This window comes from Vibrio gelatinilyticus, from assembly GCF_022836845.1.
GTDB lineage: Bacteria > Pseudomonadota > Gammaproteobacteria > Enterobacterales > Vibrionaceae > Vibrio > Vibrio gelatinilyticus.
The window spans coordinates 1-19,533 of the sequence record NZ_JAJNNZ010000027.1; the positions used below are offsets into that span (position 1 = coordinate 1).

Annotated in this window: 19 protein-coding genes and 1 pseudogene; 11 read left to right on the forward strand and 9 right to left on the reverse strand. The window is 45.2% G+C overall.

Features of this window, described 5'->3' with window-relative positions:
- Window positions 1-34: 34 nt before the first annotated feature.
- The 4 genes from LNL84_RS19020 to LNL84_RS19035 all read right to left on the reverse strand — a co-directional run bounded on the left by LNL84_RS19020 (window position 35) and on the right by LNL84_RS19035 (window position 2,460).
- On the reverse strand, window positions 35-484 hold the full coding sequence (locus LNL84_RS19020) for a DoxX family protein (protein WP_244359384.1): 450 nt from the start codon (window positions 482-484) through the stop codon (window positions 35-37).
- A 15-nt stretch (window positions 485-499) separates the two neighbouring features.
- Window positions 500-1,258 carry an HvfC/BufC N-terminal domain-containing protein gene (locus LNL84_RS19025; protein ID WP_244359386.1) on the reverse strand — a complete coding sequence of 253 codons (759 nt, stop codon included), beginning with the start codon at window positions 1,256-1,258 and terminating at the stop codon, window positions 500-502.
- A complete protein-coding gene (gene bufB / locus LNL84_RS19030; RefSeq protein ID WP_244359388.1) occupies window positions 1,230-2,117 on the reverse strand; it encodes an MNIO family bufferin maturase in 888 nt (295 codons plus the stop codon). The genes LNL84_RS19025 and bufB overlap by 29 nt, the downstream gene beginning before the upstream one ends.
- A gap of 85 nt (window positions 2,118-2,202) precedes the next feature.
- Window positions 2,203-2,460 carry a BufA1 family periplasmic bufferin-type metallophore gene (locus tag LNL84_RS19035; RefSeq protein WP_244359390.1) on the reverse strand — a complete coding sequence of 86 codons (258 nt, stop codon included), beginning with the start codon at window positions 2,458-2,460 and terminating at the stop codon, window positions 2,203-2,205.
- Between the two features lie 260 nt (window positions 2,461-2,720).
- Between LNL84_RS19035 and uvrD the strand changes: the two genes are divergently transcribed.
- Window positions 2,721-4,892: a DNA helicase II gene (uvrD, locus tag LNL84_RS19040; protein WP_244359392.1), complete on the forward strand. Its 2,172-nt coding sequence runs from the start codon at window positions 2,721-2,723 to the stop codon at window positions 4,890-4,892.
- A 704-nt stretch (window positions 4,893-5,596) separates the two neighbouring features.
- Here the strand turns inward: uvrD and LNL84_RS19045 are convergent.
- Window positions 5,597-6,259 (reverse strand): LysE family translocator, encoded by a 663-nt coding sequence (locus LNL84_RS19045; RefSeq protein WP_244359394.1) that lies wholly within the window; start codon window positions 6,257-6,259, stop codon window positions 5,597-5,599.
- Window positions 6,260-6,288: 29 nt separating this feature from the next.
- Window positions 6,289-7,206: an EamA family transporter RarD gene (gene rarD, locus LNL84_RS19050; protein ID WP_244359396.1), complete on the reverse strand. Its 918-nt coding sequence runs from the start codon at window positions 7,204-7,206 to the stop codon at window positions 6,289-6,291.
- A gap of 172 nt (window positions 7,207-7,378) precedes the next feature.
- Between rarD and recQ the strand changes: the two genes are divergently transcribed.
- The 3 genes from recQ (at window position 7,379) to LNL84_RS19065 (ending at window position 10,394) form a co-directional block, all read left to right on the forward strand.
- A complete protein-coding gene (gene recQ, locus LNL84_RS19055) occupies window positions 7,379-9,214 on the forward strand; it encodes an ATP-dependent DNA helicase RecQ (RefSeq protein ID WP_244359397.1) in 1,836 nt (611 codons plus the stop codon).
- Entirely contained in the window at window positions 9,207-9,509 is a 303-nt protein-coding gene (locus tag LNL84_RS19060) for a DUF3630 family protein (RefSeq protein ID WP_244359398.1), read from the forward strand. Before recQ ends, LNL84_RS19060 begins: the two co-directional genes overlap by 8 nt.
- Window positions 9,510-9,722: 213 nt before the next feature.
- Window positions 9,723-10,394 (forward strand): 7-cyano-7-deazaguanine/7-aminomethyl-7-deazaguanine transporter, encoded by a 672-nt coding sequence (locus tag LNL84_RS19065; protein ID WP_244359399.1) that lies wholly within the window; start codon window positions 9,723-9,725, stop codon window positions 10,392-10,394.
- Window positions 10,395-10,450: 56 nt separating this feature from the next.
- On the opposite strand, the gene gppA is transcribed toward LNL84_RS19065, so the two are convergent.
- Window positions 10,451-11,944 (reverse strand): guanosine-5'-triphosphate,3'-diphosphate diphosphatase, encoded by a 1,494-nt coding sequence (gene gppA, locus LNL84_RS19070; RefSeq protein WP_244359400.1) that lies wholly within the window; start codon window positions 11,942-11,944, stop codon window positions 10,451-10,453.
- Window positions 11,945-11,950: 6 nt separating this feature from the next.
- Window positions 11,951-13,258 (reverse strand): ATP-dependent RNA helicase RhlB, encoded by a 1,308-nt coding sequence (gene rhlB, locus LNL84_RS19075; protein ID WP_244359401.1) that lies wholly within the window; start codon window positions 13,256-13,258, stop codon window positions 11,951-11,953.
- A 108-nt stretch (window positions 13,259-13,366) separates the two neighbouring features.
- Between rhlB and trxA the strand changes: the two genes are divergently transcribed.
- From trxA to fre, 7 genes and pseudogenes are all read left to right on the forward strand, one after another.
- Window positions 13,367-13,693: a thioredoxin TrxA gene (trxA, locus tag LNL84_RS19080; protein WP_244359402.1), complete on the forward strand. Its 327-nt coding sequence runs from the start codon at window positions 13,367-13,369 to the stop codon at window positions 13,691-13,693.
- Window positions 13,694-13,885: 192 nt separating this feature from the next.
- Complete coding sequence (gene rho, locus LNL84_RS19085; RefSeq protein WP_244359408.1) at window positions 13,886-15,145, forward strand: transcription termination factor Rho; 1,260 nt, start codon at window positions 13,886-13,888, stop codon at window positions 15,143-15,145.
- Window positions 15,146-15,253: 108 nt separating this feature from the next.
- The gene (locus LNL84_RS19090; protein WP_244359403.1) at window positions 15,254-16,249 is read left to right on the forward strand and encodes a hypothetical protein; all 996 of its coding nucleotides are present in this window, start codon (window positions 15,254-15,256) and stop codon (window positions 16,247-16,249) included.
- Window positions 16,250-16,370: 121 nt separating this feature from the next.
- A pseudogene (gene ubiD, locus LNL84_RS19095) lies at window positions 16,371-17,754 on the forward strand (4-hydroxy-3-polyprenylbenzoate decarboxylase); the annotation flags it as partial.
- Between the two features lie 65 nt (window positions 17,755-17,819).
- On the forward strand, window positions 17,820-18,224 hold the full coding sequence (locus LNL84_RS19850; RefSeq protein ID WP_425244343.1) for a UbiD family decarboxylase: 405 nt from the start codon (window positions 17,820-17,822) through the stop codon (window positions 18,222-18,224).
- Window positions 18,221-18,493, forward strand: a complete 273-nt coding sequence (locus LNL84_RS19100) for a 2Fe-2S iron-sulfur cluster-binding protein (protein WP_244359405.1) — start codon at window positions 18,221-18,223, stop codon at window positions 18,491-18,493. Before LNL84_RS19850 ends, LNL84_RS19100 begins: the two co-directional genes overlap by 4 nt.
- A 14-nt stretch (window positions 18,494-18,507) precedes the next feature.
- On the forward strand, window positions 18,508-19,221 hold the full coding sequence (gene fre, locus LNL84_RS19105) for an NAD(P)H-flavin reductase (RefSeq protein WP_244359406.1): 714 nt from the start codon (window positions 18,508-18,510) through the stop codon (window positions 19,219-19,221).
- Here the strand turns inward: fre and LNL84_RS19110 are convergent.
- A partial coding sequence (locus LNL84_RS19110; protein ID WP_244359407.1) for a hypothetical protein occupies window positions 19,214-19,533 on the reverse strand: 320 nt, incomplete at its 5' end. The genes fre and LNL84_RS19110 overlap by 8 nt on opposite strands.

The window sequence follows — 19,533 nt, forward strand, 5'->3', positions numbered from 1 at the left end:
GTTCAAATTAGGGCTTTTTTGTTTCTGAAGTTTATTAAAATTTGAGCCGTAGTAACTTGTCGACAGACATTGTTCCCGCCCCCCAGATGATGACGATTAATATCATCAATCCCCATAACTGATGATCATAAAACCCCTTCTCCCAAAGCACAGGGTAGGAGACAACAGCAATGGCATTAAAGACGAACAAGATCACAGCCATAGGGCGAGTGAATAAGCCCAAAGCGACAAAAACAGGTAGCACTAATTCTGCTGCCGTTCCCGTATAGGCAGCCATTTGCCAAGGGATAAGTGGTACTTGATACTCAAATTCAAACAGATACAGCGTACTGTCCCAAGAAGCAAGCTTTGTAAGACCTGAGTTAAAGAAAACCCAAGCAACCCACAAGCGACAAAACAGCAGCAGTGTTGGAATAAACAATTTTTGCAGGGTGTCGACGGTATGGTCATACCGTTTTAACCATCGAGTGAAGTTAGCGTTCATGACCAGGCTCCTTAATTAGTAGTTGTGCAGCTTAAAGCCAGTGACAATTTCAAGTGAAAGCAGTTCAGGTAATTGTTGCAAAGACTCCGGGCTCAGTGCGTCAAGTTTACAACCTCGCGCGAGATGTTCGATAAGGTGCATCGTGGCCTGAGAGATAAGCTGCACTTCAATATTTCCATTGAGGTGTTTGTAGATGACAACGTTTTGTGCAGAATTAATGTTGACGTCTTCTAGGTTGCCATAATCCATGGCTGTTTTGAGCGAAGCGATGGCATAGTTTGACTCCAATACAAATAAAGGCTGCACCAAATAAAGGTGAAGCAAGCCATGATACTTGTCGGGCACCTCTGCTAATTGTGACAGTGGTTTGATAAGCTCGTCAGCGGCACTAGGCGCAAGATGGTGGCAGCGGTCGATGTACCATTCGAGTTTCGCTACATCGCAAATATAAGGTGCAGCCGCGGTAATATTGTCAAGCCGATTAAGTGTGCCAGCAAATCCTGCGCCATAATCAGCAGTATTTCCAGTGGTCGGCGGGTGATGTAACACATGGTGTCGCACCACCGATTCAAAGCAATCGTTGCCGAGTAATTGTTCTACCATTGGGTAGGTCGAGAGCATGACGTCGGTCAACCCTATGACGTAGTTATTGCGATAAAGAGTCATCCTTTGTTGACCCGAAAATTGGCCAGAAACGATTTGAAGTTCATCACATGAGCCTTGGTCTAGCAAAGCCAAGGAAAAACTATGCTGAAGCTTGGATAGACTGGTCATGTCTAGAACCCCCGGTGTCTTTTCGAGGTAGGCTTTCAAGAATGCGAATGGCTTTTGAGGCTTCGTCTAAAAGTATATCAACAGGTGGAATATCCAAATCCCATTCAATCAGAGTTTTCACTGGACCGTGTTTAACACACCATTGCTGATACATTTCCCATACTTCGTCACTGACGAGAGTGCTATGTGTGTCAATCCATATTTCTCCGCTGGAGAGAGTTCTTTTGGTAAACCCAGCTAGGTGGATCTCGTCCACGTTCTTAGCATCGATACCATTTAGGTAGGTCTGTACGTCATAACCATGATTAAAAGCTGAAACATGAATATTATTAAGGTCGAGCAGTAATCGGCATTGAGTTCGCTTCTGTACTTCGCTCAAAAACTCCCACTCACTAATAGTAGAGTGTTTAAAGCGAAGATAACTGGAAGGGTTTTCGATCAGCAATGGCCTTTGCAATTCATTTTGAACAATATCCACATTGCGACAGAAAGCGTCCAAAGCCTCTTCCGTATAAGGTAGCGGCAGTAAGTCATTAAAGTGATGGCCTTTGTGCTTACTCCAACTGAGATGGTCGGAAATAAGCACGGGGTTGATCTCGTTTACCAATACTTTTAATTGCGCCAGATGATGGCGGTCGACGGGGGCAGCCGAGCCAAGTGATAGACCGATACCATGACAGCTGATGTCCGTGCTTTGTACGATGCGATGCAATGAAACTCGTTGGGGTGAGTGTGTGTTGAAGTAGTTCTCACTATGGATTTCTAACCAAGAAACTAGATTTGAGTTTTGCTCGAAGTACTGAAGGTGCGGATGACGCAAGCCAACACCAACGTATGAAAAAGCAGAGTTGTGATCCATGATGATCCCTTAGATCTAGTTTAGATTGTGCATAAGCTGTAGAAAAAGAATCAGGGCAAACAGAGTTTACCCTGGTCGCGTAGGCTTACGACGATACAGTGCTGCCACCTGCTAGTTTTCCGCAAAGACCTTTAGGGACTACGACGAATGCATCGGTTTGATTATCTTGCTTAGCGGTGCCTGCGCATGAGCTGGTTTTAGTGGCACAGTCATTTTTGCCTGCTTTGGCAACGCCATAGCACTTTTCTTTTTCTGCAGCGACGGCAGGGGCTGAGATTAATGTGCTACCTAAAGCAATTAAACCTGTGACGGCTGCGGTAATAGCTAGATTGGTTGTTTTCATAATATTTTCCTTAAAAACTTTGCTTTCATTATGGTGACAAGCTGCAATAGCGCTGAGTTGTTCAGTCAATAAGATAGGAAAGGGCCTGAAAATATTTCAAAAAAGTAAGAAAAAAGCTGCATTTATGTAATTTAATTTACTATCCATATGAAATTAATGGGTTTTGTTTGTGGTTTGGGCTGCGGTTATTTTTCTGATAATTCACTTCTGTTTACGATATAATCACCAAATATGTATAAATAACCAGTAGCGTAACTCTTATGGATCCTTCTCTTCTTCTCGATGGTCTCAATGACAAGCAGCGTGAAGCTGTCGCTGCACCTTTAGAGCACTTGTTAGTGCTTGCAGGAGCGGGCAGTGGTAAAACCCGAGTTCTTGTTCATCGTATTGCTTGGCTGATGTCAGTCGAAAATGCTTCACCATTTTCGATAATGTCCGTGACATTTACCAATAAAGCGGCTGCGGAAATGCGCGGTCGTATTGAAGAGTTGATGATGGGGAGCTCATCCGGGATGTGGAATGGTACCTTTCACGGGATCTGCCATCGCATTTTGCGTGCTCACTACCTAGACGCCAAGTTACCTGAAGATTTCCAAATTCTGGATTCTGAAGACCAAATGCGCCTTTTACGTCGATTGATTAAAGCGCAAAACTTAGATGAGAAACAATGGCCTGCGCGTCAGGCTGCTTGGTGGATTAATGGGAAGAAAGACGAAGGACTGCGCCCTAGTCATATCGACGCTTATCAAGATCCCGTTACCAAAACCTATTTGCAGATCTACAGTGCTTACCAAGAGGCGTGTGATAGAGCAGGGCTCGTCGATTTTGCGGAGATATTGTTGCGTGCTCATGAATTACTTCGTGACAACCAATTTATCAGAGAGCATTACCAAGCTCGATTTAAGCACATCCTAGTTGATGAATTTCAAGACACCAATAACATTCAATATGCTTGGTTACGAATGATGACGGGCGCTGATTGCCGCGTCATGATTGTTGGGGATGATGACCAATCGATTTATGGCTGGCGTGGTGCCAAAATTGAAAACATCCAGAAGTTTCTCAATGAATTTAGTGGCGCAGACACCATCAGGCTTGAACAAAACTACCGTTCAACCAAGACGATTCTACAAGCTGCGAACGAATTGATCGCCAACAATACCGAGCGCATGGGCAAAGAGTTGTGGACAGACGGTGATGATGGCGAAAAAATTTCGGTGTATTCAGCCTATAACGAGTTGGATGAAGCGCGTTTTGTGGTGAACAAAGTCAAAGAGTGGCACGAGAACGGTGGCGCACTTGAAGATTGCGCGATGTTGTATCGAAATAATGCTCAATCTCGTGTTCTTGAAGAAGCGCTCATTCAGGCTCAGCTTCCGTACCGTATTTATGGAGGTATGCGATTCTTCGAGCGTCAAGAAATCAAAGATGCTCTATGTTATTTGAGACTCATGGCCAACCGAAATGACGATGCTGCTTTTGAAAGAATCGTCAACACACCGACTCGAGGGCTTGGTGATAAGACTCTAGAAACGATTCGCTTTGCAGCTCGAGATCGCGGCGCGACCATGTGGCAAGCGAGTACCGCATTACTTGAAGAAAAAGTTTTTTCTGGACGAGCCGCCGGCGCTCTTGGCCGATTTGTTGAACTTATCGATGCCCTTGAAGATGATACACATGAATCCTCATTGCACGAGCAGGCTGACCACGTCATCAAAGCTTCAGGGCTTTACAGCATGTACGAGCAAGAAAAAGGTGAGAAATCCAAAGCCAGAATCGAGAACTTGGAAGAGTTAGTTACCGCAACTAGGCAATTTGAAAAGCCTGAAGAGGCGGAAGACATGACCCTACTGACCGCCTTTCTTACTCATGCCGCGCTGGAAGCGGGTGAGGGGCAAGCTGACGAGTTTGATGACGCTGTACAACTGATGACCTTGCACAGTGCGAAAGGACTGGAATTTCCGACAGTTTTTATGGTTGGTGTTGAAGAAGGGATGTTCCCAAGCCAGATGTCCGCAGAAGAAGCGGGGCGTTTAGAAGAGGAACGTCGGCTTTGTTACGTGGGTATGACCCGGGCTCGAGAAAAGCTTTACATGACTTATGCTGAAATGAGGCGTTTATACGGTCAGGACAAGTACCACAAGCCTTCTCGATTTATCAGAGAATTGCCGCAAGTACACCTCGAAGAAGTGAGAATGAAGGCGCAAGTGAGTCGACCAACGTCAAGTGGGCGATTCAGCCAAACCGCGGTTAAAGAGAGTTTTAATGAAACGGGATTTTCTCTAGGTCAGAGAGTGAATCATCCAAAATTTGGAGAAGGTACGATTATCAATTTTGAAGGTAGTGGACCGCAGAGTCGGGTTCAAGTGGCCTTTAATGGTGAAGGTATCAAGTGGCTAGTGACCGCCTACGCTAAACTGGAAAAACTATAACCGATATTAATTAATAGAGATGCTGATAAAACTCAGTCTTCCAAAGGCTGGGTTTCTATTTCTGAAGGCAGGTTAGTCGTCAATAGGCAAAGAAAAACCCCGAGGGCTTGCGCCCATCGGGGTTATAGTCTTACTCGCAGCAATCCGGCTACTAAAAGTGCTCCATGCATCTAATCCTTGATAGTGTGCTGTATTCCTTCAGCGTATTCCTTTCGTCGCCTTCCTAGCGGTGTCCATTGGCCTTATCCTGACCTGCTAACAATCCTCGTTAGCGCACTTCACTTGATCCCTGAGCGGTGTCCTTGACATCATCCTGATGTTGAGTCCCTGCCTCATCCTGAGGTGTCCATTGTCTTTCCTTAGTAGTAACCATCCTAGTTACTATTGCGTCCGTTCAATGTCCAATTTGCTATCCATGCCGATCATTCATCCTGAATAACCGAATCTTCATCCTGAAGAGTACCAAATCCTTGGTAAGTCCTGTTCCGTGTCAGTATCCTTCCGACATGTTTAATATTAATGCTTTCGCTCCAAACGACAATTAGATCTCAACGAAAAAAGTGTGCTTGAAAAAATGTGATCTTTATCATTTCCATATAAAACAGTTAGTTAAGTTGTTTTATGGAATAATCAGTCAACAGGAGGCGATAATAACTTAGCTTGTTGTAAGAGATCTCTTACACGTGCAGTGTCAGATCGCGTAATCACTTAAATAGACTGCTGAACACTTGATAGAGAATCATGCTGCCAATACCAGAAAATAGCAGCCCACACAGCCCATCAATGTAGATTGAGGCATCAAGTAAACGCTTTTGCATGCGTTTCGTCGATAGCGCCCATGCGAGAAATGAAAACCACGCAAGGGAAAGCCCCCATAGAATGATGAGTGCAGAAGCTTTACCTGATAGCGACATGCTTGCTGGTACAAGGCTGGACATGAGACTGACAAAAAATACCAAAGCCTTGGGGTTGAGAATGTTCGTGGTGAACCCTCTTGAGAGCGCTTGTCTACGGCTGTTCAATATCCGACTCTGAGCTGGAACATGCGCGGCGCTCGGATCTGAGCTGCGTAACTGTAGCCAAATTGACGTCAGTGCCCCTATCCCTAAATAGACGAGGTAACTTCCCCCGGCAATTTGTAATAGTGAAAATAAAGTAGGGTGTTGATGTACGATGTAGCTAATGCCAGTTAAGCTCAGGACAGAGTGAACCAGTATCCCAAGTGATAGGCCCAGTGCGATGTAAAAACCAGTTTGACGCCCATAGCGGGTGGCGTTTTGCACGACCAATGCAAAGTCGGGTCCTGGGCTCATCAGCGCTATGAAATGGACGGTCGCTAATGTCGTTAAAATGGTTACTTCATTCATTTTGGGTCTCTATGGTATTCAGGTTATTGCTATGAGTGTGATTGAGTTCTTTGCTTCCGTCTGCGGTTGTTACTTAAACCGTCGTAGCTAAACACGACCAGTGCTCCCCAGATAAAAGCAAAGGTAATCGCTTTATCTGCAGTGAAAGCTTCGTTGTAGACCAGCACTGCCAAGAGGAACATCAGGCTTGGTCCTATGTACTGAAAGAAACCCAATGTCGATAGTTTCAATCGTGTCGCTGCACCTGTAAAGCAAAGCAGTGGTAGGGTTGTGATGATGCCCGCAGAAATCAACAGAGTGTTTAGGGTCCAGCTGTTATTCGCTAGGTTAGCGGTTGGACTATCAGCAATAAACAGCAGAAATACTGCAGCCGCCGGTAACATGATGAGTGTTTCGATAAACAGCCCTGTTTGTGCATCCAAACTTACTTTCTTCCTAAGTAGGCCATATAAACCGAAACTCATTGCCAGCGCAATGGCAACAATGGGAACAGAGCCAAAAGCCATCAACTGAATTAAAACACCGGTAGCGGCAAGCAGCACCGCGAACCACTGCAATTTTCTCAATCTCTCCCCCAAAAATACCATGCCAAGCAAGACGTTAATGAGTGGGTTGATATAGTAGCCCAGACTGGCATCCAGCATGTGGTTGGCATGTACAGCCCAAATGAAAATAAGCCAATTAAGACCTACCAATACCGACGTAGTGATGAGAAAGGTCACCTTTTTTTTAGAGCGAAGAACATCGCGGACATTGCGCCAACCTCGGCCAAAGTGGAGCAGAACAGCTAAAAGAACAAAAGACCAGATAACACGGTGGCTTAAGATCTCTAACGGTGAAACCATGGTGATGGATTTGAAGTATATTGGTGCAATACCCCACATGGTATAAGCCGCTATTGCTAAAAGTACGCCTTGTTTGGATTTTTGTTGCTCTTCAGGTGTCATGCTTGCTCTCAGAGTGTCGCTTCTGTGGTGCCGATACAGAGGTGAATAAGTGAATTGCCCACAGTATATTGGCGATGCAGAATTTCACCTAGTAAATTGCGGTTTTATTCCCCACCATTCCCCACTACAATGTGTCCCTCAAACGCCATATTCCCTTTTGTTAGGATGCTCCATGACAGCTCTGTTAGATGCACAGCCCCCCGAAAACGCTCCTTGTCCACAGTCAATACTGGAAGAGGTGTTCGGCTATCAATCATTCAGAGAAGGTCAAAAAGAGGTGATTGATAGGGCGATCGCTAACCAAGATAGCTTGGTGATAATGCCCACGGGCGGCGGGAAGTCACTGTGTTATCAAGTACCTGCATTGGTTCTAGAGGGGATGACTCTGGTGATTTCACCTCTTATTTCTCTAATGAAAGACCAGGTTGATCAACTAAAAGCCGATGGTGTTGCAGCGGAATGTATCAACTCAACAATGACACGTGAAGCGCTTTACGACGTCTATCGACGCATGAATAGTGGCGATATTAAACTTGTGTACGTATCGCCTGAACGGGTCTTGATGCGGGACTTTATTGAACGCTTAGAACATGTACAGCTTTCTATGATTGCTGTCGATGAAGCCCACTGCATTTCACAGTGGGGCCATGACTTCCGCCCTGAATACGCCGCACTTGGTCAGCTAAAAAAGCACTTTCCTTATGTGCCTTTTATGGCGCTCACCGCGACAGCGGATGACGCCACACGCCGAGACATTATTCATCGATTGGAACTCAACGATCCACATACTCATTTAGGCAGCTTTGATCGGCCCAATATTCGCTATAACTTGATTGAGAAGCATAAGCCTGTTTCGCAGGTGATTAAGTTTCTGCACAACAATAAGGCCAGCAGCGGCATCATTTATTGTGGTAGTCGCAAGAAAGTCGAGATGCTGACAGAAAAGCTCTGTAATAATCACGTCCGCGCGGCGAGCTATCATGCTGGGATGGATGCCGATGAAAGGGCCTATGTCCAAGAAGCGTTTCAGCGTGATGATATTCAAATCGTCGTTGCGACCGTCGCGTTTGGTATGGGGATCAATAAGCCTAACGTTCGTTTTGTCGTGCATTTTGATATCCCAAGGAATATCGAGTCCTATTACCAGGAAACTGGTAGAGCAGGGCGCGATGGTTTACCCGCTGAGGCGATGATGCTCTTTGACCCTGCTGACATTGGTTGGTTGCGTCGGATGCTTGATGAAAAAGATGATGGGCCACAAAAATTGGTCGAAACGCATAAATTGAATGCCATGAGTGCTTTTGCAGAGGCGCAGACATGTCGTCGCCAAGTGCTTCTCAACTACTTTGGCGAGTATCGCGAGCAGCCTTGTGGCAATTGTGATATCTGTCTCGATCCGCCTAAACATTTCGATGCAACAGAAGAAGCCCAAAAGGCGTTGTCTTGTGTTTATCGGGTCAATCAAAGCTTCGGTATTGGCTATGTTGTTGAAGTCATGCGTGGAATGTCAAACATTCGGATTCGTGAACACGGGCACGACAAACTCACAACCTATGGTATTGGTCGAGACCACAGCCATGACTACTGGGTGAGCATCTTTAGGCAGTTGATTCATAAAGGCTTACTTAACCAAAATATTACTCGAAATTCAACTCTGCAATTAACGGAAGAAGCACGGCCGCTACTACGGAATGAAAGCCGTCTCGAACTTGCTGTACCAAGACTCGATACCGCTGCTCGAAGTGCTAAAGCTGATAAGCTCACCTCTAAGCATTACGATAAGAAGCTGTTTGCTAAACTGCGTAAATTGCGGAAATCCATCGCAGATGAGGATGGTTTGCCGCCTTATGTGGTATTTAGTGATGCGACATTGATTGATATGGCGGATATCCTGCCAACTTCCTACGGTGAAATGTTGGCGGTCAATGGTGTCGGTCAGCGTAAGTTAGAGAAATATGCGGATCCGTTTTTAGATTTGATACAGGAGCACTTGACCTCTCATGACTGATTTTGGGCTTAATGTGTACCTACCTGCGGAGGGAAAGCTCGTCATCTCGACACCTCGCTTTGACTTCGATACTTTTCCTCCACTTGGTGAGCGTTTGTTGCAGATGTTGTCAGCAACGGTAATCGAAAAGCAGTGGGATGCTGATATTCATACCTGGTTGGTTGATTTTGAAGGGTGCAAGCTGTTGATGAAGGCGGAACACTACAGTGAAACGGTCTGGTTTGAGTGTTTGGACAAAGTCGCTGCAGGTGAAGAGCTGCATTTTCTTGCAGGACTTTTTGAAAAAGGCTTTTGAACCTTTTCTACTTTTTTCATGATGTGCTGGTGGATGTTTCACATGAAACGCGATTGATTAATCGTTTGCCTTTTTTGACGCTATTGCGCTAAGAATCGATTAATGTATAATCGCTCGCCGCGAAATTGGTGTTAAGCCAATTAATTATTAACAAGAAGTCACCGTGCTTCACTTGGGTTCCCTCCACCCCAAGAAAAACGAAAAAGGTACAACATGAGCCGTTTTTCCCCTGCGCAAATGCGCAAAGCCCTAACCTTACTGGTTTTATTTCACCTGGTAATTATCGCTTCGAGCAATTACTTAGTTCAACTTCCTTTTACAGTGTTTGGTTTCCACACCACCTGGGGTGCATTCACCTTCCCCTTTATTTTTCTGGCAACAGATTTGACTGTTCGCATCTTTGGGGCTGCTTTGGCTCGCCGCATCATATTCTTTGTTATGTTGCCAGCGTTAGCGGTTTCTTACCTTCTTTCGGTGATCTTTTTTGAGGGTCAGTATCAAGGCTTGGCCAATTTAGGTGAGTTTAATCTTTTTGTCGCGCGTATTGCCATCGCGAGCTTTATGGCATATTTGCTGGGCCAAATTTTAGATGTGCATGTATTTAACCGACTTAGGCAAATGAAGCAGTGGTGGATTGCGCCAACTTGTTCAACGCTATTTGGTAATGCGTTGGATACAATGGTATTTTTTGCGATTGCTTTCTATCAAAGTTCGGATCCTTTTATGGCAGAACACTGGACTGAAATCGCTTTGGTTGACTATGGTTTTAAGTTAGTGATCAGCTTAGGGCTATTTGTACCGATGTACGGCGTGTTATTAAACTTCTTAGTGAAGCGTTTAACTTTAATTAATCGTGATATTGAAGTGAGTGGCATAAAAGCGTAACCACCATAAAAACAAAAAAATCCCGAGCGAATGCTTGGGATTTTTTATATCTAGCGTTAGGCGTTTATGGTTAGAGGCCATCCGATATCAGTTTGTCGATTTGCTTCAAGCTCAAGCTCTGCACTTGTCAGTGGGTTGTTGAGCAGCCACTGTCTCTCGATAGTCAGGACCATATTATCGTCATTGCACTGAACCGAACACTCTGGTTGGAGATCGGTTTTTCGGCGATGAGTCAGGATCACGGACAGTCTGAGCAATCTTAGTACGCGAATCGCGCTGCTATTAGACAACGCATGTTGCGCTGGCATGGCGCTTAAATGGTCTTTATAGCGTCGTATTACTTCTGCCAACAAGAACTTTTGAGCGCGCGTATAGCCAGGTAGGTCGAGGTTACTCAATAAGTAGGCGCCATGCTCTCCTGCTTTTTTGAAGTCGAGGGTCAAACCTACTTCGTGAAGCTTAGCAGCGGTGAGTAGTAACCCTTTAGCTTGAGGTTCCTTTAGCCATAGATTCGCGCCGCAATCTTGCAGTAGCTTTTCTGCTAGGGCCGAGACTTGATTGGCATAGGCGACATCAAGCTGACAGCGAGCCTGAACGCTTTTGATGGTTCGAGCGCATATGTCATCTTGTTGTAGCTCGCTGACCATATCGTAGACCATGCCTTCACGTAAAGCGCCACCGGCTAATGTCATTGAGTCGATGTTGAGCAGTTCAAAGACGGCAATAAGAATGGACAAGCCACTCGGGAACACCAGAGCTCGCTCTAATGTCAAACCATCAATTTCTAGCTCTTCTAAGTGGTCAGCCAACATCGCTTGTTTTTGTAAGCGCTTTAGCTTAGCAAGCGTAATCACTTCATCCATGCCTTGCGCGAGCATGATTTCTTGCAGTGCCTGAACGGTGCCGCTTGCCCCGACGCAAATATCCCAACCTATATTTTGGTAGTGTTCCAAGATTGGGGCTAGGGTGTCTTTGGCTGCTAATATGGCGTTATCAAAGTTGATTTGAGTGAGCTGGCGATCTTTAAAGTGTTGCTCAAGCCAAGTAACACAGCCCATTTTCAGGCTAGTCAATGCTTTTGGTTCAAAGCCTTCACCAATGATAAGTTCGGTACTTGCACCGCCAATATCCACGACAAGCCTTTTACCCGACCCCCCAGAGGTATGGGCGACACCCTTATAAATGGTGGCCGCTTCTTCTTCTCCGGAAATAACCTGAATCGGGAATCCAAGTATCTGATTAGCTTTAGCCAAAAAGGTATCAGCATTGCTGGCAGTACGCAGCGTGGCGGTACCGACAATCCGGATGTTTTCTCTTGGAATATCTTGCAATCGCTCAGCAAAGAGACTGAGACAATCCCAGCCTCGTTGCATGGCTTCTTGGCTTAACATCAACTCGCCATTCAATCCAGCTGCGAGGCGAACTTTGCGTTTGATTTTTGCCATGGTTTGAATACCGCCATCAATATGGCGAACAACCATCATATGAAAGCTGTTCGACCCCAAATCAATAGCCGCATACAATGGAGATGACGGTGCTACTTCACTCATAAAGACCTACGCTTCCTTTTGTTGCCTTGGTGCTCTAGGACGGCGGTTAGGCTTTCTATTTGAGTTTCGAGAACCACCAGTATTCGTGCGACGTGTATTGCTACCGCGGCTACGAGGCAAGCGAAGTGGAGCCGGAAGATCTTGCATTAAAGCCGAAGAGTCATAATCGGACACTGGAATTGAGTGCTCTATGTATTCCTCAATAGCAGGTAGATTAATGGCGTACTCTTCGCAGGCAAAACTGATCGAATGGCCACTTGCTCCAGCTCGACCTGTACGGCCGATACGGTGTACATAATCTTCACAGTCGTCAGGCAAATCGAAATTGAAGACATGAGTCACTTGTGGGATGTGTAATCCACGAGCCGCGACGTCGGTCGCAACCAATAGGTCTACGTCCCCTTGAGTAAACTGTTCAAGGATTTTTTCACGTTTCTTCTGTGGTACATCGCCGGTGAGCAAGCCAACACGATGTCCGTCAGCCGCTAGGTGGCCCCATACTGACTCACATTTGTGTTTGGTATTGGCAAAAATAATGGCTCTTTCAGGCCACTCTTCTTCTATAAGAGTTTGTAGTAGCGCCATTTTTTCCGTGTTTGAAGGATAGAATAGCTCTTCTTGAATGCGATGGCCTGTTTTACGCTCAGGCTCAACAACGACATGCTCTGGGTTGTGCATGTGTTCAAAAGCCAGTTCTTGCACGCGGTAAGACAGAGTGGCTGAGAACAACATGTTTAGACGATCTTTGGGTTCAGGCATGCGGCGAAACAAAAAGCGGATGTCTTTGATAAAGCCAAGATCGAACATACGATCGGCTTCATCGAGCACAACTGCTTGAATGTTATTGAGGTTGAATGCCTTCTGTTTATAGAAGTCAATGATTCGACCGGTTGTGCCGATAAGGATATCAACACCTTGCTCTATTTTGGCCAGTTGCTTTTCGTAGCTATCGCCACCATAAGCCAATGCGGTTTTTATCCCAGTAGATTCGATTAGAGGTAGCGCATCGTTATGGATCTGTATCGCCAGCTCTCGTGTCGGCGCCATAATAATCGCTCTTGGCTGATTTGGCTTGCGACCTTCGTGTTCTGGAGTCAGCAGTAAATGATTAAAGGTTGCAGTTAAAAACGCAAGCGTTTTGCCAGTCCCAGTTTGGGCCTGGCCTGCAATGTCTTGGCCGGTGAGCAGTACCGGCAACGCCAAGGCTTGGATAGGGGTACAAAACTCAAACCCTTTTTTGTCCAATCCTTCAATGATTTGGGGATGTATTTCCAAATCGGCGAACTTTTGCTCTGTGATATGCGTCTTTTTCATGGCTATAGAATATCAGCTTAAGCTTGCAATACGAAGGTAAATACATTCCAATAGAGGAACTAATTGTTGGTGATTATCTCATCAACACAGAAAATATCGGAGTGAAAGATGAGTGATAAGATTTTGCAGCTAACTGACGACGGTTTTGAAACGGACGTGATCAACGCTGCAGGCCCTGTTCTTGTTGACTTTTGGGCAGAGTGGTGTGGTCCTTGTAAGATGATTGCCCCAATTCTTGACGAAATTGCAAACGAGTACGAAGGCAAGCTCACTATCGGTAAACTAAATATTGACCAAAATGCCGGAACACCACCAAAGTTTGGTATTCGTGGCATCCCAACGCTGCTTTTGTTTAAAGATGGTAGTGTCGCAGCAACGAAAGTTGGTGCATTATCTAAGACTCAGTTGAAAGAGTTTTTAGACGCAAACCTATAATAGTTGAATGCAAAACCGTATATCTTAACAAATACACGGTTTTGTTTTTTACAAAGCTAGACTAGACTATATTTTAGTGCTAATTTATTGCACGTTAATTAAACAAATGCTCACTTCTTGGTCGATCCTGAGACCAAATCCATCTTAAATAAGAAAATAGATCCTATTTTGACTAAACAAACATCCACCACAATGAACTTAACAGAATTAAAGAACAGACCAGTCTCTGAGTTGGTAAAGCTTGGCGAATCTCTTGGTTTGGAAAACTTGGCACGTCTGCGTAAACAAGACATTATTTTCGCCATCCTTAAAGCACACGCGAAAAGTGGTGAAGACATTTTTGGCGACGGGGTTCTGGAGATTCTTCAAGACGGTTTTGGTTTCCTACGTAGTGCTGACAGTTCGTACTTAGCTGGCCCAGATGATATTTACGTATCACCAAGTCAAATCCGCCGCTTTAACCTTCGTACTGGTGATTCGATTGCGGGTAAAATTCGTCCTCCTAAAGATGGTGAGCGTTACTTTGCGTTGCTAAAGGTTAATTCTGTTAACCACGACAAGCCGGACAACGCTAGAAACAAAATTCTTTTCGAAAACTTGACGCCTCTTCATGCCAATGAGCGCATGAAAATGGAGCGCGGTAATGGTTCTACTGAAGACATTACGGCTCGAGTTCTTGATCTGGCTTCACCTATCGGTAAAGGTCAACGTGGCTTGATTGTTGCTCCGCCTAAAGCGGGTAAAACTATGTTGCTGCAAAACATTGCCCAGAGCGTTGCCCACAACCACCCAGAGTGTGAGTTGATGGTATTGCTGATTGATGAGCGCCCTGAAGAAGTAACAGAAATGCAACGCCTGGTAAAAGGTGAAGTAGTTGCATCGACATTTGATGAGCCAGCATCGCGTCACGTTCAGGTGGCCGAAATGGTGATTGAAAAGGCAAAACGTCTAGTAGAGCACAAGAAAGATGTGGTTATTTTACTTGACTCAATTACTCGCCTAGCGCGTGCGTATAACACTGTAATTCCTTCATCTGGCAAGGTTCTAACGGGTGGTGTTGACGCGAACGCACTTCATCGACCTAAGCGCTTTTTTGGTGCGGCACGTAACGTTGAAGAAGGCGGAAGCTTAACAATTATCGCAACAGCGCTTGTGGATACGGGCTCTAAGATGGATGAAGTTATCTACGAAGAGTTTAAAGGTACAGGTAACATGGAACTGCACCTAAACCGTAAGATTGCTGAAAAGCGTGTTTTCCCAGCGATCGACTTCAATCGTTCTGGTACTCGTCGCGAAGAGTTGCTGACGAAAGCAGATGAGCTTCAGAAGATGTGGATCCTACGTAAGATTGTTCACCCAATGGGCGAATCTGATGCGATGGAATTCTTAATCGATAAGCTGGCAATGACCAAGACGAACGACGAGTTTTTTGATGCGATGCGTCGTCAATAATTCATTATAGCGAATTTTAAAGCGCCACCGAGTTACTCGGTGGCGCTTTTGTTTGCACTCTAGCAAATAAAGTAGCAGAATGGAGGGAAATGTTACTAGGAGGTTAACATGCAACATGGAATGTTGTCGTCATTACTCCTATATCTAACCTTGTTGTTTTCAACGCCAGCATGGTCAGCCAAGGAAATGGCGCAAAAAGAAGCTGAATTATGGCTTGAAAGCCCTCAGTTAAATCAAAAAGTTTCACAGCTGATGGTATATATCGAGAACGATGATACCGACAGCTTGAACTTTAGCCTCAATCGACTTGCCTTCCCTCAGCAGGAGGTGGTGCGATATCTGCTATTAAATGAACTTGAACAGACCAATTTCATCTTGTCTTCTAAGGTAGCGATGTTTGTCGAAAGTCAGCAAAAACTCTCCCCAACTTATGTCGTACTAGAGAAAGGGGATGGTTACGAGTTCACTGTGCCTGCATTTAACTTTCCAGCTATTTCTTCACGGCTAATCAAACAGTGGAAACAAAACCACAGTACATTAGACTTCGTGCTTAAAGCGGAGAGCAAAGACTTGATTTTGGTCGAGTGGTTATCGGGCTCTGCTCATGAAGTTCAGCGCAGGGAAACTCTGCTTGTTGACGAGTTTGATAGTCTTTCACCCGCAGCGACAACTTTTTTGGTTGAGCAGTTAACGGAAAGCAGTGTGACTCAGTGGTTACCCTCAACTCAAGTATTAGCTCATATGGCGAGAAGCTCAGAGAGTGAAGAATTGTATGATTTGCTATGGAAAATGCGAGCCGACTACTTTAGTCAGCAGGAGTTAGAACGTTTGGCATCGAATCGTTCTGATTTTTCGCTTCGTCAAATCATGACCGCGGCAGGGAACCCTAGTCTGAATCAACAAGCTTTGTCTTTACTGACAAAAATGGATCCATTACCTGAAAATGTGAAAATATTCTTGGTGCAACGAATGGGTGTTGCTGAAGAAGCCAGCTACGTTGCTCGTCAGTTAGCACAACACGGGCATGGCCAGTGGGTTAGAGATATTCTATCAACAAACAGTAGTGTGAAATCGTCTCTTGTCCAGCAAGCCCTATCCAAATAAAAAAGGGTAAAAAACCACAAAGGTGATTGGTGAGTCTTTAAAGAGAAAACCTTGGCATTATCTGCACCTGTTTTGAGTTTGAGTATATAATACGACCATCTTAATCAGGTAAGAAATCAACATGAGCTTTAAGGATTTACGTCAATTTATCGAGCACCTTGAGGGTAAGGAATTGCTCAAACGGATCACCAAACCCGTCGACCCTCATTATGAGATGACAGAAATCAGTGATCGAACGCTGAGAGCTGGTGGTCCAGCCTTATTGTTCGAAAACCCAATCGGTTATCAAGTGCCAGTGCTTACAAACCTTTTCGGTACCCCAGAGAGGGTTGCGATAGGTATGGGGCGTCAAGATGTTTCAGAGCTGCGCGAGGTCGGTAAGTTGATGGCCTATCTAAAGGAGCCTGAGCCACCAAAAGGTTTTAAGGATGCGTTAGCGAAGCTACCGGTCTTTAAACAAGTCCTTAATATGCCCACAAAACGGCTCAGAAAAGCGCCTTGTCAGGATGTAATTTGGCAGGGTGAAGATGTCGACCTCGACAAAATACCAGTCATGAGTTGCTGGCAAGATGACGTTGCGCCTCTATTAACATGGGGCCTGACTATTACCAAAGGGCCTGAAAAGAAAAGGCAGAACTTGGGGATTTACCGTCAGCAGAAAATCGCCAAGAATAAAATCATAATGCGCTGGCTTGCTCATCGTGGTGGCGCGTTGGATTTGCGAGATTGGATGGAAAAAAATCCCGGGAAACCTTTCCCAATTTCGGTAGCGTTTGGCGCTGATCCGGCCACAATCCTAGGGGCCGTCACCCCCGTACCAGATACGTTGTCAGAGTACGCGTTTGCCGGTTTGCTACGTGGCGAAAGAACTGAGGTCGTCAAATCAATCAGTAATGATTTGGAAGTTCCCGCAAGTGCCGAAATCGTTCTGGAAGGTTATATCGATCCTAATGAATTTGCTGACGAAGGGCCATATGGCGATCATACTGGCTACTATAACGAAGTAGAAAGACATCATGTTTTCACTATTACTCATATAACAATGAGAAAAGAGCCGATCTATCACAGCACTTACACCGGTCGTCCGCCCGATGAGCCTGCTGTACTTGGTGTTGCGCTAAATGAAGTGTTTGTGCCTATCCTACAAAAACAATTCCCCGAAATTGTCGATTTCTATTTACCACCAGAAGGCTGCTCTTATCGCATGGCCGTGGTCACGTTGAAAAAACAATATCCAGGGCATGCTAAGCGCGTCATGATGGGGGTATGGTCGTTTTTACGTCAGTTCATGTACACTAAGTTTGTGCTGGTTTGCGATGAGAGTGTCAATGCACGCAGTTGGCCCGAGGTTGTGCAAGCCATGAATGAACATATGGATCCAGTAAGTGATACTTTAATGATCGAGAGTACCCCAATCGACTCTCTTGATTTTGCCTCACCAGTGGCAGGGCTAGGATCTAAGATGGGGCTGGATGCAACCATAAAATGGCCCGCCGAATTAGAGCTCAAAGGCAACCTGAACAGAACTGAACGGGTAAAACTAGAATCAGAGCAAGACTATTTATCTCTGATCAAACAGAGTTTTTCTGAGGTGAGCGATTTTTATTTGCCGCCATGCGAGAGTGATAGCAGCTTAGCGATTGTTGCGATGAATAAGCAGTCTGTGGGTCAGGCTCCAAAAGTGATGCAACGTATTTGCAACTTGTTGAAACAGTATGTTGATATCAAATTTATCATTGCTTGCGATGAAGATGTCAACGTTCGTGACTGGCATGATGTGATTTGGGCTATTACGACACGGATGGATCCCGCTAGAGATACACAGCTTGTCTCAGGACAAAGTTCTAGAGCCGAACTGGATGCAACCAACAAAGTGCCAGGTGAAGTATCAAGAGAGTGGGGCATCCCGATTAAAAAAGATCCTCATGTAGTACAAAAAATCGATAACATGTGGGATGAGCTCGAGATCCTATGAGCCATCAAGTTGTATTGCGACCACAAAACATAGTATTTAGTGTGCAACAAGGGCAAACGGTGCTGGAAGCAGCGCTCAACCAAAATATCGTGTTCCCACATCGATGTCAGGTAGGGGCGTGTGCTGCATGCCTATGCCGAATCGAAAGTGGCCAGGTGAGTTATCAACTTGAGCCATTGCTAACTGAGAAAGAAAAAGAACAAGGCTGGATGTTTTCATGTTTAGCCTATGCTGAAAGTGATCTGGTGATCACATTCAGTGACGAATAAAAAAGAGAAGAAATATGACCATTAAATGTAAAGTGAAGTCAATTGAGCCTTTAGCCGCGAATACATATCAAATCTTACTGCACCCTGAGCGGCCTGTAGAGTTTAAAGCGGGCCAGTATCTGATGGTTGAAATGGGAGAGGCAGATAAGCGCCCATTCTCTATAGCAAGTAGCCCGTGTCGTCATGAGGGTGAAATAGAGCTACATATTGGAGCTGCAGAGCATAATGCCTACGCTTTAGAAGTTGTTGAAGCGATGAAGAGTGCGCTTGAAGAAGGTAATGATATTGCTATTGACGCTCCTCATGGTGACGCCTGGATGCGTGAAGACAGCAAACGCCCATTGCTGTTAATAGCGGGTGGTACAGGTTTCAGCTACGTTCGCTCTATACTCGATCACTGTATTAGCCAAAGCATCCCCCAGTTGATTTACCTCTATTGGGGCGGTCGTGATGAAGAGCAACTGTATGCGAAAGACGAGCTGCACAGCATCGCAGAGCGTCACGATAATATTCACTTTATCCCTGTTATCGAAAAAACAGAGAGTGATTGGCGCGGTAAGCAAGGTAATGTACTGCAAGCTGTAAGTGAAGACTTTGACTCTCTAGCGGAGTTTGATATCTACATTGCTGGGCGCTTTGAAATGGCGGGTGCTGCGCGAGAACAGTTCACTCAAAACAAGCAAGCGAAATCAGACCATATGTATGCGGACGCTTACGCTTTTATCTAGTTAGCTGAAGTTTTCGAGCCAAAAGGAGAGTTTTTGTACTCTCCTTTTGCTTTTTTGATGTAAATTCCACCAAACAATCCTTTTTTAGAAAAAAAACACAAAAAAGGGTTGCGCATGGGATCGTTCTCCCTATAATGCGCAACTCCAGACGGCAAGGCGGCAAAGCGAGAGCCTGACTGGTCTGGAAGGGAATGAGCCAAATCGAAAATAATTTGAAAAAGTGGTTGACACTACAACTTATATCGATAGAATGGCCGCCCACTTCAACGGAAAGCTGAAAGGCTTGAAAGTTACAAGTAACTTGGTTGAAGT

Coding starts and splice junctions, on each gene's coding strand:
- LNL84_RS19020 (WP_244359384.1), bottom strand. CDS start 484: ATGAACGCTAACTTCACTCGATGGTTAAAACGGTATGACCATACCGTC.
- LNL84_RS19025 (WP_244359386.1), bottom strand. CDS start 1,258: ATGACCAGTCTATCCAAGCTTCAGCATAGTTTTTCCTTGGCTTTGCTA.
- bufB (WP_244359388.1), bottom strand. CDS start 2,117: ATGGATCACAACTCTGCTTTTTCATACGTTGGTGTTGGCTTGCGTCAT.
- LNL84_RS19035 (WP_244359390.1), bottom strand. CDS start 2,460: ATGAAAACAACCAATCTAGCTATTACCGCAGCCGTCACAGGTTTAATT.
- uvrD (WP_244359392.1), top strand. CDS start 2,721: ATGGATCCTTCTCTTCTTCTCGATGGTCTCAATGACAAGCAGCGTGAA.
- LNL84_RS19045 (WP_244359394.1), bottom strand. CDS start 6,259: ATGAATGAAGTAACCATTTTAACGACATTAGCGACCGTCCATTTCATA.
- rarD (WP_244359396.1), bottom strand. CDS start 7,206: ATGACACCTGAAGAGCAACAAAAATCCAAACAAGGCGTACTTTTAGCA.
- recQ (WP_244359397.1), top strand. CDS start 7,379: ATGACAGCTCTGTTAGATGCACAGCCCCCCGAAAACGCTCCTTGTCCA.
- LNL84_RS19060 (WP_244359398.1), top strand. CDS start 9,207: ATGACTGATTTTGGGCTTAATGTGTACCTACCTGCGGAGGGAAAGCTC.
- LNL84_RS19065 (WP_244359399.1), top strand. CDS start 9,723: ATGAGCCGTTTTTCCCCTGCGCAAATGCGCAAAGCCCTAACCTTACTG.
- gppA (WP_244359400.1), bottom strand. CDS start 11,944: ATGAGTGAAGTAGCACCGTCATCTCCATTGTATGCGGCTATTGATTTG.
- rhlB (WP_244359401.1), bottom strand. CDS start 13,258: ATGAAAAAGACGCATATCACAGAGCAAAAGTTCGCCGATTTGGAAATA.
- trxA (WP_244359402.1), top strand. CDS start 13,367: ATGAGTGATAAGATTTTGCAGCTAACTGACGACGGTTTTGAAACGGAC.
- rho (WP_244359408.1), top strand. CDS start 13,886: ATGAACTTAACAGAATTAAAGAACAGACCAGTCTCTGAGTTGGTAAAG.
- LNL84_RS19090 (WP_244359403.1), top strand. CDS start 15,254: ATGCAACATGGAATGTTGTCGTCATTACTCCTATATCTAACCTTGTTG.
- LNL84_RS19100 (WP_244359405.1), top strand. CDS start 18,221: ATGAGCCATCAAGTTGTATTGCGACCACAAAACATAGTATTTAGTGTG.
- fre (WP_244359406.1), top strand. CDS start 18,508: ATGACCATTAAATGTAAAGTGAAGTCAATTGAGCCTTTAGCCGCGAAT.